28 protein-coding genes and 1 riboswitch are annotated in these 26,482 nt (G+C 56.1%); of the genes, 12 read left to right on the forward strand and 16 right to left on the reverse strand.

Going from position 1 to position 26,482, the window contains the following annotated elements; genetic code table 11:
- Nucleotide 1: 1 nt before the first annotated feature.
- From OYT1_RS06260 to OYT1_RS06295, 8 genes are read left to right on the forward strand one after another with little or no spacing between them, the layout of a single operon-like run.
- Nucleotides 2-856 carry a DUF2163 domain-containing protein gene (locus OYT1_RS06260; RefSeq protein WP_062627102.1) on the forward strand — a complete coding sequence of 285 codons (855 nt, stop codon included), beginning with the start codon at nt 2-4 and terminating at the stop codon, nt 854-856.
- Nucleotides 857-858: 2 nt separating this feature from the next.
- On the forward strand, nt 859-1,296 hold the full coding sequence (locus OYT1_RS06265) for a C40 family peptidase (protein ID WP_088178222.1): 438 nt from the start codon (nt 859-861) through the stop codon (nt 1,294-1,296).
- 57 nt (nt 1,297-1,353) lie between these two features.
- Complete coding sequence (locus tag OYT1_RS06270) at nt 1,354-4,386, forward strand: phage tail protein (protein WP_062627104.1); 3,033 nt, start codon at nt 1,354-1,356, stop codon at nt 4,384-4,386.
- A gap of 14 nt (nt 4,387-4,400) precedes the next feature.
- Nucleotides 4,401-5,342, forward strand: coding sequence for a hypothetical protein (locus tag OYT1_RS06275; protein ID WP_062627105.1), 942 nt, complete (start codon nt 4,401-4,403; stop codon nt 5,340-5,342).
- A 10-nt stretch (nt 5,343-5,352) separates the two neighbouring features.
- Nucleotides 5,353-5,721 (forward strand): hypothetical protein, encoded by a 369-nt coding sequence (locus OYT1_RS06280; RefSeq protein WP_062627106.1) that lies wholly within the window; start codon nt 5,353-5,355, stop codon nt 5,719-5,721.
- Nucleotides 5,718-6,023, forward strand: coding sequence for a hypothetical protein (locus OYT1_RS06285; RefSeq protein WP_062627107.1), 306 nt, complete (start codon nt 5,718-5,720; stop codon nt 6,021-6,023). The genes OYT1_RS06280 and OYT1_RS06285 overlap by 4 nt, the downstream gene beginning before the upstream one ends.
- Complete coding sequence (locus OYT1_RS06290) at nt 6,020-6,469, forward strand: M15 family metallopeptidase (RefSeq protein WP_062627108.1); 450 nt, start codon at nt 6,020-6,022, stop codon at nt 6,467-6,469. Before OYT1_RS06285 ends, OYT1_RS06290 begins: the two co-directional genes overlap by 4 nt.
- 10 nt (nt 6,470-6,479) lie before the next feature.
- Nucleotides 6,480-7,007, forward strand: a complete 528-nt coding sequence (locus OYT1_RS06295) for a hypothetical protein (RefSeq protein WP_062627109.1) — start codon at nt 6,480-6,482, stop codon at nt 7,005-7,007.
- A 91-nt stretch (nt 7,008-7,098) separates the two neighbouring features.
- On the opposite strand, the gene cobS is transcribed toward OYT1_RS06295, so the two are convergent.
- Genes cobS through btuB form a run of 11 tightly spaced genes read right to left on the reverse strand, consistent with a single transcriptional unit; the run spans nt 7,099 to nt 18,506 of the window.
- Nucleotides 7,099-7,821: an adenosylcobinamide-GDP ribazoletransferase gene (gene cobS, locus OYT1_RS06300; RefSeq protein WP_062627110.1), complete on the reverse strand. Its 723-nt coding sequence runs from the start codon at nt 7,819-7,821 to the stop codon at nt 7,099-7,101.
- Nucleotides 7,821-8,423, reverse strand: coding sequence for a histidine phosphatase family protein (locus tag OYT1_RS06305; RefSeq protein ID WP_062627111.1), 603 nt, complete (start codon nt 8,421-8,423; stop codon nt 7,821-7,823). Before OYT1_RS06305 ends, cobS begins: the two co-directional genes overlap by 1 nt.
- Nucleotides 8,410-9,468: a nicotinate-nucleotide--dimethylbenzimidazole phosphoribosyltransferase gene (gene cobT, locus OYT1_RS06310; protein ID WP_062627112.1), complete on the reverse strand. Its 1,059-nt coding sequence runs from the start codon at nt 9,466-9,468 to the stop codon at nt 8,410-8,412. The genes OYT1_RS06305 and cobT overlap by 14 nt, the downstream gene beginning before the upstream one ends.
- Before the next feature lie 2 nt (nt 9,469-9,470).
- The gene (gene cobU / locus OYT1_RS06315) at nt 9,471-9,986 is read right to left on the reverse strand and encodes a bifunctional adenosylcobinamide kinase/adenosylcobinamide-phosphate guanylyltransferase (protein ID WP_062627113.1); all 516 of its coding nucleotides are present in this window, start codon (nt 9,984-9,986) and stop codon (nt 9,471-9,473) included.
- Nucleotides 9,974-12,607, reverse strand: coding sequence for a cobyric acid synthase (locus OYT1_RS14075; RefSeq protein WP_084612027.1), 2,634 nt, complete (start codon nt 12,605-12,607; stop codon nt 9,974-9,976). The genes cobU and OYT1_RS14075 overlap by 13 nt, the downstream gene beginning before the upstream one ends.
- Nucleotides 12,600-13,553: an adenosylcobinamide-phosphate synthase CbiB gene (gene cbiB / locus OYT1_RS06325; protein WP_232013236.1), complete on the reverse strand. Its 954-nt coding sequence runs from the start codon at nt 13,551-13,553 to the stop codon at nt 12,600-12,602. The genes OYT1_RS14075 and cbiB overlap by 8 nt, the downstream gene beginning before the upstream one ends.
- On the reverse strand, nt 13,550-14,197 hold the full coding sequence (gene bluB / locus OYT1_RS06330) for a 5,6-dimethylbenzimidazole synthase (RefSeq protein WP_062627115.1): 648 nt from the start codon (nt 14,195-14,197) through the stop codon (nt 13,550-13,552). The genes cbiB and bluB overlap by 4 nt, the downstream gene beginning before the upstream one ends.
- Nucleotides 14,194-15,480 carry a cobyrinate a,c-diamide synthase gene (locus tag OYT1_RS06335; RefSeq protein WP_062627116.1) on the reverse strand — a complete coding sequence of 429 codons (1,287 nt, stop codon included), beginning with the start codon at nt 15,478-15,480 and terminating at the stop codon, nt 14,194-14,196. The genes bluB and OYT1_RS06335 overlap by 4 nt, the downstream gene beginning before the upstream one ends.
- Nucleotides 15,480-16,079 carry a cob(I)yrinic acid a,c-diamide adenosyltransferase gene (gene cobO / locus OYT1_RS06340; protein ID WP_062627117.1) on the reverse strand — a complete coding sequence of 200 codons (600 nt, stop codon included), beginning with the start codon at nt 16,077-16,079 and terminating at the stop codon, nt 15,480-15,482. Before cobO ends, OYT1_RS06335 begins: the two co-directional genes overlap by 1 nt.
- On the reverse strand, nt 16,069-16,629 hold the full coding sequence (locus OYT1_RS06345; protein ID WP_062627118.1) for a hypothetical protein: 561 nt from the start codon (nt 16,627-16,629) through the stop codon (nt 16,069-16,071). The genes cobO and OYT1_RS06345 overlap by 11 nt, the downstream gene beginning before the upstream one ends.
- A gap of 53 nt (nt 16,630-16,682) precedes the next feature.
- Nucleotides 16,683-18,506 (reverse strand): TonB-dependent vitamin B12 receptor, encoded by a 1,824-nt coding sequence (btuB, locus tag OYT1_RS06350; RefSeq protein WP_197714113.1) that lies wholly within the window; start codon nt 18,504-18,506, stop codon nt 16,683-16,685.
- Between the two features lie 142 nt (nt 18,507-18,648).
- A riboswitch (cobalamin riboswitch) is annotated at nt 18,649-18,836 on the reverse strand.
- A 233-nt stretch (nt 18,837-19,069) separates the two neighbouring features.
- Here btuB and OYT1_RS06355 point away from each other — a divergent pair.
- From OYT1_RS06355 to OYT1_RS06370, 4 genes are read left to right on the forward strand one after another with little or no spacing between them, the layout of a single operon-like run.
- A complete protein-coding gene (locus OYT1_RS06355; protein ID WP_062627120.1) occupies nt 19,070-20,191 on the forward strand; it encodes an XRE family transcriptional regulator in 1,122 nt (373 codons plus the stop codon).
- 12 nt (nt 20,192-20,203) lie between these two features.
- Nucleotides 20,204-20,725, forward strand: a complete 522-nt coding sequence (locus OYT1_RS06360; protein ID WP_062627121.1) for a hypothetical protein — start codon at nt 20,204-20,206, stop codon at nt 20,723-20,725.
- 30 nt (nt 20,726-20,755) lie between these two features.
- Nucleotides 20,756-21,154 (forward strand): hypothetical protein, encoded by a 399-nt coding sequence (locus tag OYT1_RS06365; protein ID WP_062627122.1) that lies wholly within the window; start codon nt 20,756-20,758, stop codon nt 21,152-21,154.
- Entirely contained in the window at nt 21,120-22,370 is a 1,251-nt protein-coding gene (locus OYT1_RS06370) for an HNH endonuclease (protein WP_232013237.1), read from the forward strand. The genes OYT1_RS06365 and OYT1_RS06370 overlap by 35 nt, the downstream gene beginning before the upstream one ends.
- Nucleotides 22,371-22,963: 593 nt before the next feature.
- Here OYT1_RS06370 and OYT1_RS06375 read toward each other — a convergent pair.
- The 5 genes from OYT1_RS06375 to OYT1_RS06395 are packed head-to-tail and all read right to left on the reverse strand — an operon-like array spanning nt 22,964 to nt 26,481.
- Complete coding sequence (locus OYT1_RS06375) at nt 22,964-23,431, reverse strand: hypothetical protein (protein WP_062627124.1); 468 nt, start codon at nt 23,429-23,431, stop codon at nt 22,964-22,966.
- A gap of 39 nt (nt 23,432-23,470) precedes the next feature.
- Nucleotides 23,471-23,908: a cytochrome c gene (locus OYT1_RS06380; protein ID WP_062627125.1), complete on the reverse strand. Its 438-nt coding sequence runs from the start codon at nt 23,906-23,908 to the stop codon at nt 23,471-23,473.
- A gap of 33 nt (nt 23,909-23,941) precedes the next feature.
- The gene (locus tag OYT1_RS06385; RefSeq protein ID WP_062627126.1) at nt 23,942-24,556 is read right to left on the reverse strand and encodes a TetR/AcrR family transcriptional regulator; all 615 of its coding nucleotides are present in this window, start codon (nt 24,554-24,556) and stop codon (nt 23,942-23,944) included.
- A gap of 19 nt (nt 24,557-24,575) precedes the next feature.
- A complete protein-coding gene (locus tag OYT1_RS06390) occupies nt 24,576-25,283 on the reverse strand; it encodes an ABC transporter ATP-binding protein (RefSeq protein WP_062627127.1) in 708 nt (235 codons plus the stop codon).
- Between the two features lie 4 nt (nt 25,284-25,287).
- A complete protein-coding gene (locus OYT1_RS06395; protein ID WP_062627128.1) occupies nt 25,288-26,481 on the reverse strand; it encodes an ABC transporter permease in 1,194 nt (397 codons plus the stop codon).
- Nucleotide 26,482: the final 1 nt, after the last annotated feature.

Consider the following 26,482-nt stretch of genomic DNA (forward strand, 5'->3'; position numbering starts at 1 on the left):
TATGAAGACAGCTTCCGCCAATCTGCTCGCCATGCTCAATGGCACGGGCAATGCACTGGTCATGGCCGATTGCTACACACTAACGCTGCTGGGTGGTCAGGTGTTGCGCTATACCGACTTCGATCTGGACCTGATGCTGGGCGGCGCACTATATATAAGTAGCGGCATCAAATTCAAGCGCAGCCGGATTCGCTGGATTGCCGGACTGGAAGTCGATACGCTGGACCTGACGCTTTATGCGAATCCGACCGATACGGTGAACGGCGTGCATTTCCTGCGCCAGGTCAAGGGCGGCATTCTGGATGGTGCGACCATACGCCTCGATCGTGCCTACATGATTATCGGCAGCACGGTAGCTGAAGGCTTGCAGCTATTTTCCGGGCGAGTCGCGGAAGTGCAGACCGGCAGGACGGAAGCACGCCTCAAGGTAAAAAGCTGGCTCGAACTGCTCAACGTCAAAATGCCGCGCAACCAGTATCAGGCCGGATGCGGCAATACCCTGTTCGATGGCATGTGTGGTTTATCTAAGGCCGCACTCGCCGTGGCAGGGACGGTCAGCGGCACATCGACGGCAACATGGTTTCCGTCTGCCTTGGCGCAAGCGGCAAGCTGGTTCGATCTGGGTACGGTGACCTTCACCAGTGGCGCGAACAGCGGAATCTCCCGCACCGTGCGTGCGTTTGCGGGTGGAGCCTTTGCCTTCAACCTGCCGTGGCCGAATGTGCCGCAACTGGGTGATACCTTCACGGCCTATCCCGGCTGCGACAAGCAGCTTGTAACCTGCACCAGCAAATTTGCCAACGCGCCGAAATTCCGGGGCGAACCGTTCATCCCCATCCCTGAAACCGCATACTGATCATGGCCGAAGCTCAACAACGAACTGCGCTGGTGGATGCTGCGCGCAGCTGGCTCAACACGCCCTACCACCACAAGGCACGGGTCAAGGGTGCCGGTGTGGATTGCGCGCAACTCCTGATCGGTGTTTACGCCGATGCCGGATTGATCGAGGCATTCGACACCGGTGACTATCCACCGGACTGGATGCTGCACCGTGAGGAAGAACGCTTTTTGGTATGGGTCGAGCGCTATCTAGTGGAAGTGGAATCACCTCTACCGGGGGATGTGGCGATCTGGCGTTTCGGTCGATCGTTCTCGCACGGAGCCATCGTCGTGGAGTGGCCGCAGTTCATCCACGCCTATCGGGTGGCTGGATGTGTCTGCCTCGGGCAACTCGATCAGGACATCGACCTGATGCGGCGATCCATCAAGTTTTACAGTTTTTTCATTCAGGAATAGGTGATTTATCACCTTATATTCCGTGGGAAGCCCCTTGCGGGCTTAAGGGGATAAGAAATGGGCGGTTTGTTTGGCGGTGGCGGCAGTGCTCCCAGTGCGCCAGCCCCGCAACGTCTTTCTGGCGTGCGCATGCAAAGCTCGACCTTCGGGCTGCCCAAGCAGATCGTCTATGGTCGGCATCGCATCACCGGCAACATCCTCTGGTACGGTGATTTCGTGGCCACCGCACAGACCTCGCAAGCGGCCTCCGGTGGCAAGGGCGGCGGTGGTGGCGGAGGAGGAAGTCCTCAGGTGACCGGCTATCAGTACAGCGCCTCGGTTGCCATCGGCTTGTGTGAAGGTACCGTCGGCGGCATCGTCAGCATCTGGGAAGGTAAAAAACAGGTCAACGGCATACAGGGTTCACCCACGACCAACAATTTCAAAGGGCTGCTCGCAGGTGGTGGTCAGGCCAAGTTCACCGGCGTGCCGGGACAAGCACCTTGGGCGTATCTGTCCTCGCGCTATCCGGCACAGGCATTGAATTATCCGGGGCTGGCCTACATTGCCGCGACCAAGGTTGATTTAGGCACCAACGCGCAACTACCCAACTACTCCTTTGAGATGCAGGGCATGGCGCAATACTCCACTGCCATCGTCGATGCCAATCCCCGCGATCTCATTTATGACTTTCTGACCAACGCCAAGCACGGTGCGCTATTTCCGTCGGTGCAGGTCGGTGACACGGCGCAGTTCTCCAATTACTGTGTAGCCAACGGCATATTCATCAGTGCAGTGGTGGATGCGCAGAAATCGGCTGCCGAATGGATATTGCAGTGGCTCAAGTGCTGCAATTCCACCGTGGTCTACTCGGACGGGCTACTCAAGTTCGTTCCCTATGGCGACGAGGTAGTGACCGGTAATGGCGTGACCTACACACCTGCCATCGCCCCGATTTACGACCTGGACGATGATGCATTCATTGCGGATACCGGCAGCGATCCGGTGACCGTGGTGCGCAAGGCGCAATCGGACACGCCCAATTCGATCAAGGTCGAGTTTGCAAACCGGGGCAACTTTTACAACCCTGAACTCGCAGAAGCGCTCGATCAGGCCAACATCGAAGCCTACGGGCTGCGTCCGGCCTCACCCGAAAAATTGTCGGAAATCTGCAATGCCACCATCGCACGGCATGTCGCACAACTGATCCTGCAGCGCGGCCTGTACATCCGCAATCATTACGAATTCCGCCTGCCGTGGAAATACGCGTTGCTGGAACCGATGGATGTTGTGACGCTCACCGATAGCGCCTTGGGACTGAACCGTGAACCGGTGCGTATCGTGAGCATCGAGGAAGACGAGTTCGGCTTGCTGACAGTGAGCGCCGAAGAGTTGCCGATCGGTGTAGCTGCCGCCGCCCGATACGCGCAACAGGCAGGCAGCGGGTTTGCCGCCAACTACAACGTCGATCCGGGCAATGTCAATGCGCCAGTGATTTTTGAAGCGCCGGATCTGCTCACCGCAGGTACCGGACTAGAAGTTTGGATTGCCGCATCGGGTGGAGCCAATTGGGGCGGTTGTGAAGTATGGGTGTCACGCGACAACGCCACCTATCAGAAGGTCGGCGAGATTCATGGTGCGGCGCGTCACGGTGTACTGACGGCGGCCATAGCTAGCAGCAGTGATCCTGACCGAACCAACACACTGGCCGTAGATATATCGGTATCCACTGGACAACTGACCGGCGGCACACAGGCGGATGCCGATGCGCTGAATACGCTGTGCTATGTCGATGGCGAACTGATCGCGTACCAGACGGCCACCCTGACCGGTACTGGCAAATACACGCTCGGCACCTATCTGAGACGCGGAGCCTATGGCACGACCATCGGTGCGCACAACAAGGGTGGGCTGTTCGCACGACTGGATCAGGCGATTTTCGGTTACCCGTTCACCGCCGATATGATCGGGTTGCCGCTCTATATCAAGCTGCTGTCCTTCAACCAGTTTGGTAGTGCGAGGCAGTCGCTCGACATGGTGCAGCCTGTTACTTACAACGTGACCGGCATCGCATTGAAGTCCCCGCTGCCGAATGTTGCAGGGCTGTCGAATGCCTACCGGAACGGACAAACCTTGCTGTCATGGCAGCCGGTAACTGATTTCCGCAGTGTCGATTATGAGGTACGACTGGGCGTCAACTGGCAAACCGCAATCGTGCAGGGCCGCACACCGCTGCATGAGTTTGTGGTGGCGCAATCCGGCACCTATTGGGTGGCAGCACATTTCAGCAATGCCAGTGGAGTCACGGCCTATTCGGCTACAGCGCAATCCATCGCCATCGGTGGCGGCGTGTTGCCAGCCAATATCGTGGCCAGCGTTGACGAAGCTGTAACCGGATGGCGAGGTAGTTGCACCACTCCCGCGTTCCGCGATCCTGTAGAAAATGCCGTGAAGCTCGGTGGTTCGGCCCTGTTCTCTGGCATTCCGCTGATCTCTGCGGCCAACACCGTGGAGTATTACGGGGGCATCGCCACCGGTGGTTACTACCAGATCCCGGTTTCACATGAGATCGATATCGCTACCGCACAGGCCTGCAACGTGTCGGTCAGTGTGCAAGCAGCATCCGATACGCCGTTTGGTTCGGTGGCGGCAATTCCGGTGTTCTCCGCGCAGGCCAGTGTGGCGGGCAATTTCTCGGGTAAATCGAGTCTGGCTATCGAGATCGATACCGCACCCAACACACTAGTCTGGCAAGGCTGGCGACCGTTCGTGCCGGGACAGTATGTCGCGCGCCGATTCCGTTTTAGGGTGAAGCTCGACAGCAACGATCCTTCGGTGTCGACGATTCTGTCCGGCATGAGCTTCACGGTGGATATGCCGGATCGGGTGGATACCGGCACGGCACTGGCCGTACCGGCAGCAGGCAAGGCGATCGTGTTTGTCACGCCGTTCCAGATCACACCCAACGTGCAGATCACCATCCTCAACCCCAGTGCCGGAGACGTCATCGCCTTTCCGGCACAACCCACCACGACCGGCTTTACCGTGCAAATCACCAATGCTGGGGTCGGCGTGGCACGCAACATCAATTGGCTCGCCAAGGGCTACTAACTCCAGGAGTTCTCATGTCTCAAAACTCACTAGTCGTGGCCGATGGCACCGGTGCGCAGGTGCTCGCCGCAATGAACAATGCGCTGGATACACTGCGCACGCAGTTTTCTGGTCCGACGCCACCCGGCACACCCCTGCCGTATCAGGTCTGGGCAGATACGACCACCGGGGTGCTGAAGGTCCGAGATGCGGCCAATACCGTCTGGATTCCGGTCCAGCCATTGAGTGGTCTCGGTTACAACGTCACCAAGACACTGGCGGGTGGCACCTACACACTGACCGAGTTTGAAGCACTGGCCTCCAGCTTCGAGTTCAACGGCGCGCTGACCTCAAACCTGGTCATCGTTGTACCCAACAACATGCCGGTGTTCGCTGTGGAAAATCTGACCACCGGTGCATTTACGGTGACCATCAAGACCGCAGCTGGCACAGGACAAGCCATCGGTCAGGGCGAAATCTCGATGTTGTATTGCAACGGGGTGAACTGCGAGTTCATCTCGGATACGCAGGGGACTGCGCCGCAGCGTCCCATTCTCTCCTTGCTGCGCACGACGGCTCAAGCACTGACATCAAGTGTGTGGAACACCATCGTGTTTCCCATTCCGTCGGTGCAGGGAGTGAACGGCGGCATGAAGCAAGACCCGGCAACCGGTGGTGCGGTGATTTCGCAAACCGGCTGGTACCGGATCACCGGACAGGCGACCTTCACTGTCAGCCCCGCGTTGCATATGGCGGTCGCCATCATGCTCAATCGCGTAATCGCATGGTATGGCGGTGCGGCGACCACGACAGCAGGCTGGTACAGCTCGCCGGTCGTGGATTACATCGCGTACATCGCTGCCGGAACCATTGTCGATCTGGCCGTGATCCCGTGGGGTGCTACGGCCACCCTGCAGGCATGGGGAGCAACCTACGGCCCCGGTGCCTCACAACTCAAAGTCGTTCGCATCGCCTAAAGGACTCCCCATGAAAAATCTCGATCACAGCGCCGTGCTGCGCATTCATCCGACTGCCGTACCCAACAAGGATTTCTATGTGCGCATCGTCGCCGAAGGTGGGCTGCCAGAACTGGTTTGGCTCTCACCAGAGTTGCCCGAACCGTCTTCGACAGAACTGGAAACAGCCATCGCAGCCGAACAGGCCGTTATCAAAACTGCGGCCTACCTTGGTCAGCGCGCCGCCGAATATCCAGCGCTCACCGATTACATCGATGCGCAGGTCAAAAAAGCATCCAACGATCCGGTGGTGCAACAGGCTGGTCGCGAGCAGGAGGCGGCTTACCTCAATGCCTGCCTGTCCATCAAACAAAAATACCCCAAAGGAGATAAGTCATGAGTCACGAAATCGATGACGGATATATCAAGCCGCACCATCGGCAGGAAGTGGGACGCGAGCACTGGCATGTCGGCAAGGAAATCCCGCTGGCACTGATCGTGGTGATTATGACCCAGACCGCTGCCGGTATCTGGTGGCTGTCCGGTGTATCTACCAAGCTGGACAGTCTGTCCAGTCAGGTCAAGGAAATGCGCGACGAGCGCTACACCCGAAACGATGCGATGCGCGATACGGCGCTGGTCAATCAGATGCTGCACGACATGGATCGGCGTGTCACCACACTGGAGGCGAGACACAAATGATCGATAGTCGTGATTTGAATGAGCTCTCCCCCGCTGCACGCAAACGTGCTCAAACCTTTTTCGCCGCGTGCGCGGATGATCCCTATTTGCTTGCCAACGGCATCACGGTGATTGCCACCAGCACCTACCGTGATTTCGAAGCACAGGATGCGATCTACGCACGGGGGCGCACCGCACCCGGCAAGGTCGTGACCAAGGCCAAGGCTGGCGACAGCTGGCACAACTGGCGCTGCGCCTTCGATGTGTTGCCGCTTCGCTGCGGCAAGCCGGTGTGGAGTACGACCGGCACGGACGGTGAGGTGTGGCGCAGATTGGGTGAAATTGGCGAAACCTGTGGACTGGAATGGGCTGGCCGCTGGACCACGTTCCGGGAGTTGGCGCATTTCCAGTACACCGGTGGACTGACACTGGCGGATTTCAAGGCTGGCAAAACGATGATGGCGTAAGGAGAATCTTATGAGTGATTTCGATTGGAAAAAAGCGGTGACCACGATCGCACCGAGTCTGGCAACGGCACTGGCGCCCGAACTCGGGCTGGCCGGTGTCGCGATACGTGCAATCGGTCAGGCGTTCGGTTTGCCGAATGCGATCGAGCAGCAAGTGTCCGAGGCAATTGCCAAAGCAACGCCAGCCGATCTGATGGCAATCAGGCTGGCCGATCAGCAGTTCGAAAAGGATATGGCATCCATCGGTGTCGATCTGACCAAGATTGCTGCCGAGGATCGTGCCAATGCGCGCGACCGGGAGATCAAAACTGGCGACAGCTGGACTCCGCGTATTTTGGCAGCCGTTGTCGTCGTGGGGTATTTGTCGGTGCAGTGGTACATCATGTCGCACATCGTGCCGACCGAAATGCGTGAAATCGTGCTACGTTCGATGGGCACGCTGGATATGGCGCTGGGACTGGTGCTGGGTTACTACTTTGGCTCCAGTGCCGGGAGCGCGCGGAAGGATGTGGTGATTGGGCGGTTGTCAACGGGTTAAGTTTGGAACACGACCAAATCGACACACACCATGTCAACTGAGCTCAACCGCTCACGGACAACACTATTACTGATGGCGACAAGGATGGTCATCAACCATAAATACTTACTTGAATTATCAAGATCAACAGGGCTAGACTTTCCATCAACTCCACACCAGCGCCAAGCAAGTCACCCGTCATACCACCCAAGCGCTGTAGAAGGAATTGCCTCCACGCCAGCGCCAATAATGGCATCACCCAAAAAATCGGTGCAACAATGCTACCAATAACAAGAGCCACACCACACAGCCAAATTGTGATCAGAGAGACTTGCCAACCAAAGCGCTCGCCCATGCCAACTTTGAGGGGCGGTAGCCGCGCCCAAATCAGCGCTCCCCATCGAGCCCAAGCTGGAATCAACAACACTTCCCAATAATGACCGTTACGTGCCAACAGCGTCAACAATGTTAATTTAGTGATAAGTTGCAACAGCAAGCTCACTACACCGAAAGCGCCTAGATGCGGATCGGCCAACACAGCCAAGAACCGGTCACGGTCGCGGTGCGCCGCTCCCATTGCGTCACTCATGTCGGCCAGACCATCCAAGTGCAACGCGCCGGTAATCCATATCCAGACCCATAAGCCGAGTAACGCGCCCAATGCGGGATCGACGCGACTACCCAGCCACAGCGCGCTGGCGACAAATGCACCGACCATCAGCCCCACCCAGGGAAACCAGTGGGCACAGCGGCTGAGTTCAGCCGGGTTAAAGTCGTGCAACTGCGGTGTAGGCAAACGGGTCAGAAACTGGAGAGCGAGTATCAAACCGCGCATCAGTTAATCCCCAGCAGAAAAGGTGGCTGGCCGTGTAAATGCGAAATGCGCAGGCAGGCAGCTTCGGGCAGGGCGATTTGAAACGCCTGCGCCGGGGTAAAACCGAACAACTCCATCAACAGGGCTCGCATCACACCGGCATGAGTCACCAGCAAACGCTGAGCACCGCAATCGTGGTTCATCCATTCGAGCCATCCCTGCATGACGCGGCTACGCAGTGCAGTCAGGGATTCGCCGTGAGGAGGGGGGTGGACTCCATGCGAATCGCGGAATGCCCGATAGCTGGCCGGATCACGTTGCGCCGCTTCATCGGGTGTCAGCTCTTCCCATTCGCCAAAACTCAGCTCACTAAAGCACGGCATGTCCAGCAACGGCACGCCCGAGTGCGCCGCATAATCAGCGGCAAATGACCGGCAACGGCGCAGAGGCGAGGTAGCGAGGACATCGAAAGCTGGTGTCGCCCACCGCGCCAGCGTGGCGTTCATCTGCGCAATACCTTGCGGAGTCAGCGGCACATCGCTGATTCCGCGAAAAACCTGCGCCCGCCCGGCGACTTCGCCGTGGCGCAGCACCGTCACGATGATCGGCCTAGTGCTGCTCACTGACCCCGGCCTCGGCGAAAGTCGCCATGCCGCTGTGCAGGGTGCACGCCAGTTGCAACAATGGCACGGCCACTGCCGCCCCGCTGCCTTCGCCCAGACGCATCCCGAGTTGCAGCAAGGGTTGCGCGTCGAGTGCGCTTAACACGCGCTGATGCCCCGCTTCGGCGGAGGTGTGCGCAAACAGCATCCACGCGCGCGCCGATGGGTTAATGCGTACCGCGACGAGGGCGGCAACCGAGCTGATAAAGCCGTCCACCAAGATGGGCAAACCTAGCTGCGCAGCAGCAATGTATGCGCCCGCCAAGCCTGCGATTTCAAAGCCGCCTAAGCGGCGCAAAATTTCTTGTGCCTCAATGCGCACGCCCTCAACCCCGTGCAACACCAAGGCGGCAGCAATGACATCAGCCTTGTGTGACACGCCTGCCGCATCCAGGCCCGTGCCGCGTCCGGCCAGATTGTGCGGCGACTCACCCAACAGCGCACAGGCCAGCGCCGAAGCCGACGTGGTGTTGGCGATGCCCATTTCGCCACCGACAAATAATTGTGCATCGGCGTGCTTGGCACGTACTGCCGCGTTGCGCCCCGCTTGCAAGGCCTCTGTGCATTGCGCTTGCGTCATGGCAGGAGTTCTAGCCAAATTCGCCGTACCTGCTGCGATACGTTCGTCGCGCACACCGGGCAAAGGCTCAACTGCCGTCACAGTCCCCAGATTGATGACCTCCAAGTCCGCATTCAACTGCCTGGCCAGCACGCTGATCGCCGCCCCTCCGCGCGCAAAGTTACGCACCATTTCTGCGGTAACCGCTTGCGGAAACAGCGACACCCCTTCTTCCGCCACGCCATGATCGGCAGCGAAAATGCTGATATGGATGCGCTGCAGGGTCGGTTGCGCCACTCCCTGCCAGGCGGCCAGTTGTACGGCAATATCTTCCAAACGCCCCAGCGCGCCCGGTGGTTTGGTAAGTTGTTCTTGCCGCGCCAACGCTGCGCTACGCGCCGCCTCATGCAATACCGCGCACGGCTGTTGCAACCAGTCATTGTCCATCTTCAGCTTCCTTTCACCACCAGCGGCAAACCTGCCACCGTCAAAATTACACGATTACACAGCGCACCCAGTTGTTGATGCAGCCGCCCCATCTCGTCGCAATAGCGGCGCGACAATTCGCCCAGAGGCACAATGCCCATATTGGTTTCGTTGCTCACCAGAATAATCTGCCCCGGCAAGCGCGGCAGCACGTCCAGCAACGCGGCGACTTCGCGCCGCAACATCGTTTCATCAGCGTCGCACAATAGTTGCGTGAGCCACATCGTCAGACAATCCACCAGCACACAGCGCCCAGCCTGCGCTTCGCGTTGCAATACCTCCGCCAAATTGGGCCCCGCCTCGACCAACAACCACGCGGCAGGACGACGGGCTTGATGATGCGCGATGCGCTGCTGCATTTCTTCGTCGCGCACGTGCGCGGTGGCGATGTAAACAACCGGCACGCCCGCATCCAAAGCGTGCTGTTCCGCCAGACGGCTTTTGCCAGAGCGCACGCCGCCCAAAATCAATTCCCGCATCGGTCGCCCTCCAGTCCAAACAATGCCGCCAACTTTTTCCGATCGAGATGCTGCTCCACAGCATCGGCCAGCCGCTCAATGTCTGCCTCGCGGCGGGCGGCGTAGTCAGGCGTGCTCACCGTGTGCAAACCCGCCCAGCGCAACAGCGCATCCAGCGCGGCGGTCGATTCAAATAGACCGTGCAGATAGGTCGCGAGAATTTTCCCGTCGTCCGAGATGGCGCCATCCTCGCCGTGCGCCAGGCGCAATGCAGGTTTGGCCAATGCCGCACCGCTGGAGACTCCGGCGTGAATCTCGTATCCAGACACGGGAGCGTCCTCCAGTAGCAGTGTGCCGCCTACATTGCGCAACTGTTTTTGCGCCGCCAGCGTGGTTTGCAGTTTCAGCAGGCCCAGCCCTGGACTGCTGCCCGCCTCACCTTCGATGGCCAGTGGGTCGTGGATGAATTCACCCAGCATCTGCAAGCCACCACATATACCGATCAGCTTTCCGCCATAGCGCAGATGCTGGTTGATCGCCCACTCCCAACCGGCGCGACGCAAACTTTGAAGGTCGCTACGCACCGCCTTGCTGCCGGGCAGAATGATTAAATCGGCGAGCGGTAACGGTGCAGTGATGGGAGCAAAAATCAACTCGACTTGCGGATGCAAGCGCAGCGGATCGAAATCGGTGTGATTGCTGATGTGGGGGAGGACGGGGACGACGATGCGTAGCTTTGGCGTGGCGCGCCCCCTCACCCCCGCCCCATCTGATGGAACTACCGAGCAATCGACTAAGCCAGCAAGCTGGCGAGTCGCTGCTTGTCCCAAAGGGCGAGGGGAGTTAATCGGTAGCGCGTCTTCCGCTTCCAGATGCAGGCCATGCAGATACGGCAGCACGCCCAATACCGGCTTGCCGGTGCGTTGCTCCAGCCAGTCCAGACCGTCTTGCAGCAGTGCGATGTCGCCGCGAAAGCGGTTAATGACGAAACCAACTACACGCGCCTGCTCGGTTTCGGACAGCAAGGCCAGTGTACCCACCAGATGCGCGAACACGCCGCCGCGATCTATGTCAGCAATCAAAACAACCGGGCAATCGACCGCTTCGGCGAATCCCATGTTGGCAATATCACCGGCACGCAGATTGATTTCTGCCGGGCTGCCCGCGCCTTCCACCACCACCGCCTGGTATTGCGCCGCCAGCCGTTGATGCGATTGCATCACTGCCGCACGCGCGGTGTTTTTGTACGCGTGATATTCCAGCGCCTCCATGTTACCGATGGCATGACCGTGAATGATGACCTGCGCGCCGGTGTCGCTATTGGGTTTGAGCAGCACGGGATTCATGTCGGTGTGTGGCGCAAGGTTTGCCGCCATTGCCTGCACTGCCTGCGCCCGCCCGATCTCGCCGCCATCGCGGGTAACCGCACTGTTCAACGCCATGTTCTGCGGCTTGAAGGGCGCAACGCGCACACCTTGCCTTACCAGCCAACGACACAGCGCAGCAACCAAGGTACTTTTTCCGGCATCGGACGTGGTGCCTTGCACCATCACGGTACGCGCCACCGTCTTTACCCCCTCCCCCATCGGGAGATAACCAGCAACCTGCCCGCGTGCGGGCTTAGTCGATTGGCTAGTTGTTTCATCAGGGCTGGGGTGAGGGGGGGCTCGTTGAGTTAACGCCGCCTCCAGTCTCCGCCATTGCGCTTCATCGCGCGGCAAGCCAAAGCGCAGACTGGCAGGCTCTACAAACAAACGCGTCAGTACGCCTTGCTGCGCCAGTTGCCGGTGAATGCTCGCGGCATCGGCGCGCCGCACCCAGGCGAACAACGCCGTACTGCCACTCACCTGCAAGTCCTGTTGTTCCAGCAAGGCGCACAGGCGCGCGGCTGCCCTCGGCAAGGTGTTGCGCGTAGCGGTTTGCCAGACCGTATCACGCAAGGCGCGGCTGACGACGAAGCGCGACGGCGCACTAATCGGCCACGGACCGAGCAGTTCACGTAAGCGGAGTAGGATGGTTTGCTCGGCTAAAACGAAGCCGACGCGCGCGCCCGCCAAACCGAAAAATTTTCCGATGGAGCGCAACACGACCAAGCCTGTACGCGGACAATCACCCGCTAGGCTGTGCTCTGGCGTGGCATCCATAAAGGCTTCATCCACGATAAGCGTGCCGCCACGCGAAGCGAGTGTTTCATGCAAAGCCAACACGTCTGCACGACTGAAAAGTTGCCCCGTGGGATTGTTGGGATTGACGATAACGACGATGTTAATGGCCTCATCGAGCGGCAATATCTGCTCGGCGGGCAGGGCTAAAACCTCATGCCCCGCTTGCTGCCAAGCGTGTGTATGTTCGGCATAACTGGGAGTAAGCAGTGCGACACGGCTGGGCGAAAACAAGCGCGGCAAGGCTTGAATGGCGGCTTGCGAACCGGCCACCGCGAGTAGTGAGGCACAGCCGTAATACGCACTCGCGGCAGCGGGTAAATCGTCTTCGTCCTGCGGCAAGGTTTGCCACACCTGCTGCGGCACGACGGGAACCAGCCAGCCGTTCGGATTGATGCCCGTGGATAAATCCAGCCAGTGTTTTTCGGCGATGCCGAAGTGCTGTGCGGCTGCGCGTACTCTGCCACCGTGCTCAAGCATGAGCTACCTCCCACACGGATGAAGCGACAAAAATCAACCCCAGCCAAACCCACAACACGCGCTGCACCAGCGCACAGGCACGCCGAATATCCGCTGCGCCCACAGCCTCGCCACCGCCCAACAGCGGGCGCGTTTCCTCTACCCCGCAATAGCGCGCCGCACCGCCGAGTTGCACCTGCAACGCCCCCGCGCCCGCCGCCATCACCGGCCCGGCATTCGGGCTGTCCCACAGCGGGGCTTGAGTGCGCCAGCAGCGCAAGGCTGATGAAGTCTTGCCCAACAAAGCGTAGCTCAGAGCGGTGAGCCGCGCGGGAATGAAATTCAGCCAGTCGTCTAGGCGCGCCGCCGCCCAGCCGAAATACTGATAGCGCGCATTGCGATAGCCCCACATCGCATCCAGCGTGTTGCTGATGCGGTACAACACCACACCCGGCGCACCTGCCACAACGAACCAAAATAGCGCGGCAAAAATCGCGTCATTGCCGTTTTCCAATACCGATTCCACGGTCGCCTTGGCTACCGCACGCTCATCCAGCTGCGTGGTGTCGCGGCTCACCATCATGCTGACCGCCGTGCGCGCCGCCACCAGCTCCCTGGCTTGCAAGGCAAGCCAGACCCTTTCGGCGTGCTCGCGCAAACTGCGTGGCGCGATGCAAAAATATAAAACGACGATAGGAAAAAACACGCCAACAACCTGCAACGTTTGCAGCCATACGGCCAGTAAAACGAATGGAGCTATCACTAGACACACCGCCGCCATGCCTTGCGAATACAGCCTTGAGGCCGATTTTGTGTGGGATGGATAACAGAGGTCTTCCACCCGCCGCGCAAAATTCCCTAAGCCTACTAGCGGATGAAAACGGCGGGGTTCACCGAGTAGTTGATCGAGCAGTACGGCGGCTAGAACCAACAGCGGCAGGCTGTATGCGCACAGCAAGTCCATCATGCTGCACGCTCGTCCCATTGATTTTCAAACAGCAAATTCGCCAGCGGTTGCGCATCGCGCCAGCCTTGCAGTTGCAGCATCGGTGCGGTGTAAAACGCTTCGACCTGCCCTAGGCACAAGATGGCGATGGGCTTACCCCCGGCTGGCACATTGAGTAAGCGTGCCAAGGCGAGCGGTTCAAACAGCGACACCCAGCCCATACCCAATCCTTCGGCACGCGCCGCCAGCCACAGGTTTTGTATGGCACAAGCGACCGATGCCAGATCCATTTCGGGCAGGGTGCGTCGGCCAAATAGCGTGCCGTCATCGGGAGCCAATACTGCTACCAATAACTCTGCACAATCGCGCACGCCTTCGACTTTGAGGCGTAAAAACTCTGCATCGCGTTCGCCCATCTCCTGCGCGGTTAAATGCCGTTCGGCTGCAACCAGCTGGTAAATTCTTTCGCGCAACGCGCCGTCGCTAATACGGATAAAACGCCACGGCTGCATCAGCCCCACGCTGGGTGCCTGATGTGCCGCCTGCAAGATGCGTTGCAGCGTTGCTGCGGGAATGTCCGAGCCACAAAAGTGGCGCATATCGCGCCGCTCGGCGATAACGCGGTAGATGGCAGCGCGTTCGGAATCGGAGTAGCGATGCGTCATGGCAAGAATAATTGCGCCACGGCAAGTGGATTGGAGGGAAAGTAAAAGTGGATGTAGGAAGCGGTCAAACGACCTTGCTGATACACCGCTTCGCTGGTGGCGTAGCCATTGGGACATGCGCCGCGCGCGACGGGCAGCAGATCGCTTTCCAGTTTGGAATAATGAAAAGTATGGCCGCGCAACGTCCCCTGCGGCAGCACTGCACTTTGCAAGGCGAGGGCGGTCAGGCGCGGCTGCATGGTGGCTGTGCTATTCAATAAACCTAGCAAATTGGCTGACGCACCTTGCTTGTCGGCCAAGGATTGCAAGGCATACAACATGCCGCCACATTCGGCCAGTATGGGCTTCTCCGCGCTGTGATGATTGCGCAGTGCCGTCAACATCGTAGCATTGGATGATAATTTTTTCAGGTGTAATTCAGGATAGCCGCCGGGCAGATATACGCTGTCGCAATCAGGCAAGTTGGCATCCTCTAGCGGCGAGAAGAAGCGCAGTTCCGCGCCCAGTTCACGCAGCACATCGAGATTGGCTTGATACAAGAATGAGAACGCCGCATCGCGCGCCACAGCGATTCTTACGCCCGCCAATCCACCTTGCAACGCGACGAGTGGTGCGGGCAAAAATCCTACCGCTGGTGGCAATTCGGTCACGCCGTATTGCGCCCACAGCGTTGCCGCATGAGTGATGCGCGCCGTGATGTCGGGCAGCTCGGCAGCTTGCAACAAGCCCAGATGGCGTTCGGGCAAAGTGATTTCAGCCGTGCGCGGCAATGCGCCACAAAAGTTCAAATCATCAGGTAAATGTTCGGTCAGCATCTCGGCATGCCGCGTGCTCGCGACCCGATTTGCCAGCACGCCGAAGAAGGGCAGCTCGCTGTCCAGGCGTGCCAGCCCAACGGCGAGTGCGGCAAAGGTTTGCGCCATCGCGCTCGCATCGATCACCGCCAAAATGGGTACGCCAAATTGACGGGCTAAATCGGCACTGGAGGGCTTGCCATCGAACAAGCCCATCACGCCTTCGATCAAAATCAAATCTGCTTCACCCGCTGCGTCATACAAGCGCGCACAGCATTCGTCCACGCTGCCCATCCATAAATCGAGCTGGTAAACCGCCTGTCCCGAAGCGGTTGCCAGAATAGTCGGGTCGATAAAATCTGGACCGGTTTTGAATACGCGCACACGCCGCCCTTGCCCGCGATGGTAGGCTGCAATGGCAGCGGTGACGGTGGTTTTCCCCTGCCCTGATGCGGGTGCGCTGATAAATAAAGCGGGACAAAAACGCATTACAAATCTATTCCAGGCTGGGCTTTGATGCCTGCGCGATAGGCGTGTTTGACATCATTGATTTCACTGACGGTGTCGGCGAGTTCCAGCAAGCAATCGGGTGCGGCACGACCCGTAATGACGACGTGCTGCATGGCAGGGCGCGCTGCCAGATCGGCACACACTTGTGCGGCTTCGAGGTAGCCGTATTTGAGCAAATAGGTCAGCTCGTCCAGCACCACCAGATGCAATGAGGTATCGCGCAACATGGCTTGCGCCACCTGCCAGCCGCGTTGCGCTGTGGCGGTGTCGGCGGCTTTGTCTTGCGTATCCCAGGTAAAGCCGTCGCCCAGCACTTGCCAGTCCACCCCGGCTTGCGCGCCGAGGAATTTTTCTTCGCCGGTGTCGCGGCGGCTTTTGAGGAATTGCGCCACGCCAACCTTGAAGCCGTAGCCCAAACTGCGCGCCACCATACCGAACGCCGAGCTGGATTTTCCTTTGCCGTTGCCCGTGAGCACCAGCAGCAAACCCTTGTCCTGATTGGCCTGGGCAATCGCGGCATCGATAACCTTTTTCTTGCGCGCCATGCGCGCCTGGTGTTGCGCTGAATTATCCGGCATGAGCTTTCAGGCGTTGTTGCGCCACGGCATAAATCAGCACGGCGGGGATAAGATAGACCACTGCGCTGCTAAGGTAAGGCACGTAGTATTGCGCCACACGTTCAGTGTATTCGCTGAAATTCATCTCTGGGAAACGTCCAGAAAACACGTAGAACGCACTATTGGAAATCAGGAACGCGATACTCATGGCAAGAAAGGAGATCGCGGAAAATACGCTTAAGCTGCGCAGTGTATCTTGATGCAAACGCGCATAAACCCTCCCCGCCGCCCATAATACGAGGTAGGTCGGAATCAACGCCCAATACGCAGGTGTAACGCAAAAGTCGCTCACACCAAATTGCGTGATGGCGAGGTAATCAATTACGACCGCTTCGATGAACAATGCAGCAAAAAATACGGGACTAGCAATAAAAAATCCCGCGAGAATAAAAATCGCTAACGACGCGTCGGGTAAATGCAGCGATGTGCCGAAGTGGTGCATACGCGTAGCTGCCATCAAGGCCACCAAACTTACCGCGATGAGCAGCGAGCGATTCGATAAAGTTTTCATATGGGCTCCTTAACATAGGGAGTGAGCGCGATGACACGCCCACTTGAGTCAGATTATTGCTTGGCTTGGTAATTCAGCGTGAAGTATAACCCGCGTCGTGCCTGATTAAAGAACTGTGCCGTCTCATATTGCTTGTCGAGCAAGTTGTCCAGGCGACCCTGCAACAGCCATTCGGGCGAAAAGCGATACTCTGCACGAATATCGAGCAGGCCGTAACCCGCCAGCTTTTTACCCGCCGTATTGGCCAGATCGTCGTAACGGCGGCCTTCGCCATACAATGAGCTGGCCACACGAATTGCGCCAAAGTCATGCGCCACTTCGATACGAAGCGCTTCAGTCGCTCGGCGGTTTAACAATTTGCCACTATTTCTACCCGAGGTCTGACGCGGATCTTGCAATGTCAACGTAGTGTTAATGTCCCACTCCGCCAATTGCGCTTTGAGTTGCCCCTCCACGCCAGTCAACCGTGCCGTGTTAATATTGACTGGATTGAAAAACGCATCAAAGCCAATCAAATCGGTAATGTCCGTTTGATAGGCATTCAGCGACCATTTGCCCAGCACTCCACGTCCCGCCAGGCCAACTTCCGCGCTGCGTGACAACTCTGGACGCAAGGTCGCCGAGCCAAAACCAGGGTAATACAACTGGTTGAAGGTCGGTGCCTTGAATGCCGTGCCATAGGAGGCGGTCAACCGAGTAGCGTCACTCAGCGCATAACCGTAGCTCAATCCCCCCGTGGTGTGCCCGCCGAATTGCTGATTGTCGTCACGGCGTGCGTTGGCTTGCACGCTGTGGGCACCGAAACCGCCCTGATACTGCCCAAACACAGCTTGGTTGTTGCGCGTAGTTTTGGCGTACAGTGTAGAGCTGTCCACGCGATCATTTTGATAGTCCGCCCCTGCCGTGAGCAGATGACTATCGCCCACGGCAACATCGTTTTGCCACGTCAAACTGTCACGTTGCGTGTTGAAGCGACTGTTGTAAAGACCATTAAAAAAGGCGGTTGAATTATCTTGGCTACTACCCGCACGCAGCGTCATCTTCCAGTCTTGCATGGGGGAAAATTTGAGCGAGCCGCCAACAACCTGTTGCACGCCTTCAGCTTGATTTCCGGCGAAGCGGCTGCCGTCATATTGATTTTTGCTATTCGCACGCAACACCTGCGCTTCAGCCACTAGACCGTTGTCAAAGTGATAGCCTCCATTCAAGCCTAGCGAAGTCGTGTGGTAGCCGTCCTTGTCCGGTTCATTGACAAAACAGCCTGCGACTAAACTACCGCGACAGGCGTTGAAGCCGCGCACATTTTGCTGATTCACTTTGGCATTGAACCAGCCCTGCTCACCGCCACCGCTCAAGCCAGCACTACTATTGTACGTGCCATAACTGCCCGCCGTGAAGCTCGCGCTAGGAGTCAAGGCTCCACCGCCTTTTTTGGTAAATATCTGGATCACGCCGCCAATCGCTTCCGAGCCATACAGGCTGGCACGCGGACCGCGCACAATTTCAATTCTCTCGATTTGTGCGACTGGAATATCCTGAAATGAGGCTGTACCCGTAGTTGCCGAACCGATTTTTATTCCGTCGACTAACACCAACACATGATCGGCATTACTACCGCGTAAAAATACTGAGGTAGCTTTCCCTGCGCCACCGTTATTACTGATCGTCAAACCCGCCACACCGCGCAACACGTCCTGCATGGACTGCGCCTGCAAGCGATCTATCTGTTCACGGGTGATAACAGTAACGGACGCCAAAGTTGCATCGGCAGATTGCTCGGTGCGCGTGGCGGTCACCAACACTTCCGGCAGCGTATTTTCTGCAAATGCGTGGGAGGTTGCTGCACATAAAATGGCAGCAGAAAGTTTGTATTGCATAATTTAAAGCACTCCTGATAAACCCCAGCGACCCCGCTAGAGCGTTAATAATCAGAAGAAGTGCGGACAGCAAACAATCAGCTTTCTTTGAGAAAGCACGCTGCAAAATGAATCACCACGAAGCCGCCACCCGCGCCCTCTTCTGCTCGTATGCAATCAGGCCGGTATCCGGGCTCACAAGTTTTGATCTGTCGCCTTCCCATGATTGCTCACAGTGGCATGATGACAAACCCACACTTATTTACCGTTGCGGGGGCAGCACAGGTATTTCACCTGTTTCCCGTTTAACTTACCTGCAAGCAGGAAAGCACCTCAAAGCGGCGCGCATCCTAGCACAGAAGCCGAGTAACCACCAAACAGGCTATTGACAATACTTTTATGCTGGTTGGTGGTAAAAGTGGCGTAATACCATAACGCATGACAGTTAGTTTGCAGCTCATATGATGTAACCGACGTTCTACAAAGAAGAGTTGCCGATAATATTGCCAAGCCAAAAAAGCAAGATTATCTTGCGGATTTCAATATGCAAGATGTAGAATATCGACCTTGAGGGGGCAATTACCATGTTTGAAAAAATCTCGCAAAAGCTGATCGGCTACCGCGTCAAAGCAGCACGCGATGCGAAGGGCTGGACACAAGATCAGCTCACACAACACCTCGGCTTGAATGATCGCCAGTCGGTTTCCGATATTGAGAACGGCAAACGCGCGTTGAAGCCGGAGGAACTGCTGACGCTATCCGATCTTCTGGATCGTGACATCGAATTTTTCATTGATCCATTCACCGTCGCTGGCGAGGCACAATTCTCGTGGCGTGCAGCCCCCGAAGTTCCTGAAGACAGCCTTGACGGTTTCGAACTAAAGGCTGGGCAATGGATCGGCCTGCTGCGCTGGCTGCGTGAGCAGCAAGACAGCCGTGCGAGTGTACTCAAACGTGCCTTACGTCTGTCAGCACAGTCTTCATTCGAGGACGCACAAGAGCGCGCTGAAAGCTTGGCAGCCGAACTTGATCTTGGTGTCATTCCTGCAGAGTCCTTAATTGATAAAATCGAGCGCGAGCTCGACATTCCGGTGCTTTTTGTAGACACACTAGAGGCGGACGATGGCAAATCCATCTCGGGTGCGACCTGTCATCTCGAAGAAATGGGCGTTATTCTCATCAACCGAAATGAAACCGAGGCGCGTCGCCTCTACGATCTGGCACACGAGCTATTCCACGCGCTGACATGGGATGCAATGAAGCCTGACCATCGCGAATCCAACTCGCTTGAGGATCGTAATAAAAAGAAGCGAATCGAACAACTGGCCGACAATTTTGCAGCCGCGCTACTAATGCCTCGTGCGTCTCTCGACAAATTAATCGACCGTGACCGCCTAGACGACGTCGCACATCTCTGCGAAGTTGCAGCGCTGCTACGTGTTGCACCAGTCGCGCTCGCGTGGCGACTTTTAAACCTCAAACTCATCAGTGAGGACACTCGCCGCAACCTCTCGCTGGAGACGCAACGATCATCGGTATCTGGTCCACCCAAACGGTTTTCAACAGCGTTTGTGCGCATGCTTCACGAAGCACTTGAAAATGGGCGATTGTCGGCACGTAAAGCCTCAAAAACCATGGGACTGGGGCTGGGCGGTTTGAACGAACTTTTTGCTCAGTACGACCTCACCGCACCGTTCGAACTTTGAGGTGCAGACCGTATGCCGACAACCCGAGTTTTCGCTGATACCAATGTCATCCTCGAAGCATTCCGAACCGGCTGCTGGACAGCAATCAGTAGCCATTTTTCTATTGAAACAGTCGAAAAATGTGTAGAGGAAACTCTCACTGGCAACCCCAACGACCCGCGCCACATTTCGGTACTTCCGGCAGACCTGAATGCCGGACTCGCTGGCCAGCACCCTGTAACGCGCAAAGAACTTGCATCGCTGGTGCTCTCACATCACTCATGCAGCACGCTCGACGATGGTGAAAAACATCTACTGGCGTGGCTGCTCGCGAATAAGCTATTGCCCTCAGCAATCGTTGTCGTGACAACCGCCGATAAGGCTGCGTTGATTGCGACGCACGCACTTGGCTGGCTTGACTGCGCGGTATCGCTGGAGGATTTGGCACGTAAAGCCGGGGTCGGTCGCACCAACCTTGACGCGCTCGCCCTACAGTACCGGGAAGATTGGCTGTCGGGCATCAAGACCAAGATTCGGATGGGTATTATCCCGTGAGCAAGGCGTAACCTTATAACTGGAGTGCACATGGGAATTACCAAATTATGGCTGCAGGATCAGCAATTCGCCCGAAGCATTGAGCGTCAAATTGATAGATCGACACTGATCGATCTGCTCGGGATTGTGCTCTATGAAGCGGATCGCGCTGCGAGGCTGGAGGATGCTGGTTTTGCCGATCAAGCGCCAAGTGTTGACTGCCTGTTCGATTACGTTCTCGATGCACTGGGAATTCCTGCTGAAAACGACACGTTTAGTCGCGAGTCATTCAGCGCTCTGTTTTATAACGACTACTGGCTGGAACATCGGTTTGAGTCGTTGGATATGGTACTGACTGCGCTGGAAGAACTTCGGGATTCGATTGCTGCAAGGTCAGCCAGCGCTGAGGTACTGCGTGCTGGTTTTCGCGTTATCGATCCCGATGCATGAACAACCAACTTGTATTTACTGCGGGGAACCCGGTCAATTCACCGATGAACATATTTTTCCCGCTGGACTTGGCGGTGATGATCGGCGCTTTTTACTCAAGAAGCTAGTTTGTGCCAATTGCAATACGGGCATTTTTTCAAAGCTCGAAGCCAAGTTTATGAGAAACTCACCAGCCGCACTTGCACGTATTTTTTTGCAAGGGCAAGGACGAGGAAGCGGCAAAAAAGCAAGCATCCCAAGACTGGATACAGCAAGCAACTCGATTGCAGATCCTCATTCAGGTCATGAACTTGAATCTGGTCTGGGGGCCGGCGGCATACCGACTGTGATGCCGCAAATCGTTATCAGCAAAGAAAAACTAGGCCTTTCCGGGCCAGATGTTATCGGCATTCGAGCTTTGCTTGATCAGATTTCTTCCTTGCTCATTAAGGATGTACTCATTGTCGACAAACAAAAACAAAGCTCTATCATTAGCTACGGTGTAACGACCTTCATTTGGTCAGATGATAAATACAACTTTGCTTCGACGGAACAGTTGGCACAACCACCAAGTGAGTGCATCTGGCTAGAGCCGCTGAAAAATTCCGGGGATACAGAAATAGCAAGATTATTTTTGCGGCCGACTGGGCAACTCGTTTTACGCTCAGAAACAACGGAACAAATTCCTGAATGGCTCTCAATTGTAAGGTCACAACTTTCTGCTCTTTCTGGAGCAGAACTTCCCGATCCGAAGACCATTGAGAAACCGAGCATGCACATAGGCATGAATATCGACACAGATGCTTACTCTCGTGTGCTGGCAAAAATCGGTATGAATATTGCGATCCACACCTATGGCGAACAGTATTGTCGCGATGCAGCTTTCGACGACATCAAGGCCTCTGTTCTAACCGGGAAACCCCCTGTATACATGAATTTAGATGGGGATATTGGGGCCAACTTTGGTGAATTTTTTTCGGCTATGGATGGAAATTCTCATCTCATGATGTTGGCATCATACTCTCATGGAGCAGGCCGCCACTCAGTTCTATTTGTGATTCGACTATATGGCGGCGCTGTACATGTTATTCCGCTTGCACGTGATGGAGCTCCCTCCCCACCCATCTCCGAACCAACGTTCTTTACCGTCGATTACGACAATCACATAGTCGAGCAACTTAGCCTCGTTAAATTGGCGGAAAAATTAATGGCTCGGAGCCAAATCGAAAATTTATAACTCAGGACGCCGGTTCAATTCCAAAATCAGCAATTGAACTGGCGTTCGCAGTCACTCTACCATCAACAAAACAACCTGGTAAATTCCTGATAAGATGCTGCGCAGATAAGGGGTTCTTGCAGATTTCCGCACCCGCCTTTAGTGGCTAGTGCGCGTTGCAGAGAATCGAATTGATACGGGGTTGCGCCCCACCACCAATAATAAGGACTCAGACTCTCTCTGAGTCCTTTTTCTTTTTCCAAAATCCCGCACACGGCGGCTTTATTTTCAACAAGTTGCGGACTTCACCTCTCACCACCGGCCTCAAGATCGAGGGCTATTTTCTCTCTCCGCGCCGATATTCTCTGCCGACTCTCCAACCATGCCGAAACCGAAGTCCGCAAAGGCATTAAATTTCATCCTTTATTTTCATAGAATTACGCGCGGACTCGGATGAACGGTTTGATAGCAGAATTACCAAGGGAAATAACCAGCCATATTAGAAGTCTATTCAGGCATCATCCCCATGCCAACAGTGGATCAACAGCCAGACCAAATAGGTTAACGTCGCCCGGCAACGTACCATCCCGAATCGCCGCAACTATTATTACGGCCTATTTTGAGTCCTCAACAAATCGATACATTTCGTGGCAAGCAATACAGTTATTCATAGCGACACTCAATTTCGTAATCACCTGATTGCTGTCTTTTGACTTTGCAGCCTCGGCGGCAATGTCGTCAAACTTTCCGCGCGTATCAAAACCGAGCGCCTTCATCTCGACGGGAAGCTTCCTAAACAATGACCCCGGTGTGTCTGCCTCAGCTTGCATGCCGGATGCTTTGGCAAATTTGATAACCGCATCAAAATCTTTTTCGGATGCCGCCGCCAATATTCCCTGTGAGCTTTGCAGCCACACACGCATCTCGAGTAGCAGTGCATTGCGCTCATCTTTACTCAATATGACCGCCTGACGGCCATCGTCCGATGGCTTGACATTACCTACTGTAAATTTATACCCCAATGCCGCGACAATGACGGTCAACACTGCGACCAGAGTCCAACTTAATTTGCAGCTCTTCATATGATTTGCTCCATGAATGATGGTTGATTATCCGCTGATTTATTTGCTGACTGTGCCGTAGAAATGTTCGACAAATTTCCCACGGAAAGCCTGATGGCAACTTAGGCATGAAGATTGCACTTTCTGAAAGGCTGCGATGACTTTCTTTCCATCCTTTTCTTGCGCCGCATGAAGTAGATCATGTGCGGCTTCATGTGTTTCGCCATCAAGCGCTTTGAATTTGGGCATGTCAGTTCCCATGAACGACATAATGCGCATTTTTTCCGTCAGCGGAGGTTGTGGATGTTCTGCAATCATTGGAGCCGTTTTAACAACCAACTCCCAGTCCTCACGGGAGATTCCATCGGTAATAACCTGCATATTTCTGCCAAGCTCTTTCATCACTTTTTGCAGTTCCAGTGGTTCTGCTGCCTGCACATGAGATGCGGACAACGCCAGGGAGATAAGGGATGTGGCTACGATCAACTGCTTTTTCATGGTAAGTCCTTTCGTGGGTGAAAATATAATGAATCAGCTGCGAGTTTTGATGCCATGTAAAAATATAGGGAAGGTTTTTCTAGCCTCGTCGAGCAGACTGCGTTTGTCGTTGAAGATAGTGATCTGCATGACCAAGCCTTGAATCATTCCGATATACAGTACTGCCGCATGCTGACTGTCCAACTCATCCGACACCAGACCTTGCTCCTTGGCAGCATCCAATAACGTGGCGATCTTGGTTTCGTATCCTGAAATGATGGTCTGGATAAGTACGCGCAATTTGCTGCTCTTTTTGTGCAGCATTTCGGAGAACAATAGTCTGGGAATGGCCGGATGCTTGTTGATGAAGGTGATGTGTGCAAAGAACATGCGCTCGATAGCGTCAAGCGGATCAGCCGCCTCGGAAGCCGCTTTATCCAGTACGGACATCAGCCGGTCGCGTACCCAGTTCATAACGCCGAACCAGATGTCGTCCTTGGTGGCGAAGTGCTTGAAGATCGCCCCTTGGGTGACGTTCATAGCATCCGCCATGTCCTGAGTGGTGACGCTGTCCACCCCCCTTTCCGCTGCAAGCTCGACGGCCACACGAATAATCTCGCCCTGCCTTTCTTCCGTAGGCAAACGGCGCTTGATAATTTCCTGAGTCATTTCGTTCTCCTGTTAATTTCTAAGCTGGGCGCCCCTCGCCCGCTTCTTCATAGGTGCGGCCATCGCGAATGTGATAAATACGCTTGAATGTTGGAATAATCTTTTCATCATGCGTCACCACGATAATGGCAGTTTGGTATTGCCCCGCCATCCGGTTAAGGATGCGCACCACGTTGAGAGCGCGTTCGCTATCCAGCGGTGCGGTGGGTTCATCGGCTAAAATCACCGGCGGGCGATTCGCCAGTGCGCGTGCAATCGCCACGCGTTGCTGCTCGCCACCGGAAAGCTGAGAGACCTGTGCCTTGGCGCGATGACCGACATCCAAAGCAGCCAGCAACTCTCTGGCCCGCTCACGCGCTTGAACATCAGGAACACCAGCCAGCATGGGCAGCAAGGCGATATTGTCGGTAACATCCAGAAACGGGATCAAATAGGGTGCCTGGAACACGAAGCCTATCCGATCCCTGCGCAATACACGCAAGTCGTCGATCTTCCAGGTCTGATCAAATACGATATCGCCACCAAGCTGCATCTTCCCGGCAGTCGGCTCAATGACTGCCCCCAGACATTTCAGCAGCGTGCTCTTGCCCGAGCCGCTCGGCCCAACCAGCCCGACAACCTCGCCGGGCCAGATCGTCATATCCACGCCCTTCAGGGCATCGACGGCAGTATCGCCCTCGCCATAGCGCTTGCTGAGATTCTCAATATGGATTGCGGGTTGGTTCATGCTATCAACCTCCAATCGCCGTCGCCGGATCAACTCGCAAGGCTGCGCGAATCGCAAAGATGCTGGCGATTGAGCAGATCAGCATGACCAGCACGAAACCTCTCAGTGCATCCCCCGGAATGAGCAGCACGTATTTAGGGAACAGCGGCGCCCATAGCGTGGCCGAAGTTTTGCCAACAACGAAGCCGATCAGCCCCAGCCCCAGTGCCTGCTGCAACACCATTCCGCCGATCGTTTGGTCACTGGCTCCGACCAGCTTGAGCACAGCGATCTCGCGGATCTTGTTCATAGTCATGGTGTAGATGATGAAGGCAACGATGGCAGCGCTGACGATAGCCAGAATTACCAGGAACATGAAAATTTGTTTGGACGAGGTGGCGATTAATCGGGCGACCAGAATTTCTTCCATTTGATCCTTGGTATAGGCCTGCAAGTGTTTCCAGCGCCGGATGTCGCTGGCCACTTGTTCTGCCTCGAAACCCGGCCTGACCCGTACAAGCACCGCATTGACCATGTGACTGGAACTCTGTGCGGCGAGGACGACGTTCAGTGCGCTAGTCGAGCCTGGACGGTTGAGCGCAGGATTCGCTGTCGTTCGCGCGCGCTCATTGAGCAGTGCATCATTGTCTTTGAGGTATTGTACTTCCTGCGCATCTTTCAGCGGGACGAATACCATCGGATCGCCGCTGGAAGAAACCATGCGGCGCGTCAGCCCGACCACAGTGAATTGATGACGACGAATCTGGACACGATCTCCCAAATTTAGCCCGGTTTTAACATCGGCCAGCGCTTCGTAGTGAGACTGTGCAATCGGTCGCCCGGACACCAGATACTCCGGATTACCGGGTCGATCCGGCTCGATACCGACGAGCATGATACGCACCTCCTTGCCTTGATGCTGTATCTGCATCGTCAGATAGGCAACGTTGCCTGCTTCCATTACACCGGGCTGCCCGAGTAGATCACGCACAACATCGTCATGAATGCTGGAAGGCTCAGCATACGGCCCCAGTGTATCTTGCTGTACCACCCACAAGTCTGCGCCCGCATTGGCGATCAGTACTTTGGCATCGTCTACCATGCCACGATAAACGCCTGCCATCGTCAAGGTGACACCAATCAGCAAGCCGAGCCCGACACCGGTAAAAACGAATTTTCCCCAGCCATGCAGAATATCGCGGCTCGCTAGATTGATCACG

Source organism: Ferriphaselus amnicola, assembly GCF_000974685.2.
GTDB lineage: Bacteria > Pseudomonadota > Gammaproteobacteria > Burkholderiales > Gallionellaceae > Ferriphaselus > Ferriphaselus amnicola.

Coding starts and splice junctions, on each gene's coding strand:
- OYT1_RS06385 (WP_062627126.1), bottom strand. CDS start 24,556: ATGACTCAGGAAATTATCAAGCGCCGTTTGCCTACGGAAGAAAGGCAG.
- OYT1_RS06390 (WP_062627127.1), bottom strand. CDS start 25,283: ATGAACCAACCCGCAATCCATATTGAGAATCTCAGCAAGCGCTATGGC.
- OYT1_RS06345 (WP_062627118.1), bottom strand. CDS start 16,629: ATGAAAACTTTATCGAATCGCTCGCTGCTCATCGCGGTAAGTTTGGTG.
- OYT1_RS06335 (WP_062627116.1), bottom strand. CDS start 15,480: ATGCGTTTTTGTCCCGCTTTATTTATCAGCGCACCCGCATCAGGGCAG.
- bluB (WP_062627115.1), bottom strand. CDS start 14,197: ATGACGCATCGCTACTCCGATTCCGAACGCGCTGCCATCTACCGCGTT.
- OYT1_RS06265 (WP_088178222.1), top strand. CDS start 859: ATGGCCGAAGCTCAACAACGAACTGCGCTGGTGGATGCTGCGCGCAGC.
- OYT1_RS06380 (WP_062627125.1), bottom strand. CDS start 23,908: ATGAAAAAGCAGTTGATCGTAGCCACATCCCTTATCTCCCTGGCGTTG.
- OYT1_RS06285 (WP_062627107.1), top strand. CDS start 5,718: ATGAGTCACGAAATCGATGACGGATATATCAAGCCGCACCATCGGCAG.
- OYT1_RS06360 (WP_062627121.1), top strand. CDS start 20,204: ATGCCGACAACCCGAGTTTTCGCTGATACCAATGTCATCCTCGAAGCA.
- btuB (WP_197714113.1), bottom strand. CDS start 18,506: ATGCAATACAAACTTTCTGCTGCCATTTTATGTGCAGCAACCTCCCAC.
- OYT1_RS14075 (WP_084612027.1), bottom strand. CDS start 12,607: ATGCTTGAGCACGGTGGCAGAGTACGCGCAGCCGCACAGCACTTCGGC.
- OYT1_RS06290 (WP_062627108.1), top strand. CDS start 6,020: ATGATCGATAGTCGTGATTTGAATGAGCTCTCCCCCGCTGCACGCAAA.
- OYT1_RS06275 (WP_062627105.1), top strand. CDS start 4,401: ATGTCTCAAAACTCACTAGTCGTGGCCGATGGCACCGGTGCGCAGGTG.
- OYT1_RS06375 (WP_062627124.1), bottom strand. CDS start 23,431: ATGAAGAGCTGCAAATTAAGTTGGACTCTGGTCGCAGTGTTGACCGTC.
- cbiB (WP_232013236.1), bottom strand. CDS start 13,553: ATGATGGACTTGCTGTGCGCATACAGCCTGCCGCTGTTGGTTCTAGCC.
- OYT1_RS06270 (WP_062627104.1), top strand. CDS start 1,354: ATGGGCGGTTTGTTTGGCGGTGGCGGCAGTGCTCCCAGTGCGCCAGCC.
- cobO (WP_062627117.1), bottom strand. CDS start 16,079: ATGCCGGATAATTCAGCGCAACACCAGGCGCGCATGGCGCGCAAGAAA.
- OYT1_RS06260 (WP_062627102.1), top strand. CDS start 2: ATGAAGACAGCTTCCGCCAATCTGCTCGCCATGCTCAATGGCACGGGC.
- OYT1_RS06355 (WP_062627120.1), top strand. CDS start 19,070: ATGTTTGAAAAAATCTCGCAAAAGCTGATCGGCTACCGCGTCAAAGCA.
- OYT1_RS06280 (WP_062627106.1), top strand. CDS start 5,353: ATGAAAAATCTCGATCACAGCGCCGTGCTGCGCATTCATCCGACTGCC.
- cobU (WP_062627113.1), bottom strand. CDS start 9,986: ATGCGGGAATTGATTTTGGGCGGCGTGCGCTCTGGCAAAAGCCGTCTG.
- cobT (WP_062627112.1), bottom strand. CDS start 9,468: ATGGACAATGACTGGTTGCAACAGCCGTGCGCGGTATTGCATGAGGCG.
- OYT1_RS06365 (WP_062627122.1), top strand. CDS start 20,756: ATGGGAATTACCAAATTATGGCTGCAGGATCAGCAATTCGCCCGAAGC.
- cobS (WP_062627110.1), bottom strand. CDS start 7,821: ATGCGCGGTTTGATACTCGCTCTCCAGTTTCTGACCCGTTTGCCTACA.
- OYT1_RS06295 (WP_062627109.1), top strand. CDS start 6,480: ATGAGTGATTTCGATTGGAAAAAAGCGGTGACCACGATCGCACCGAGT.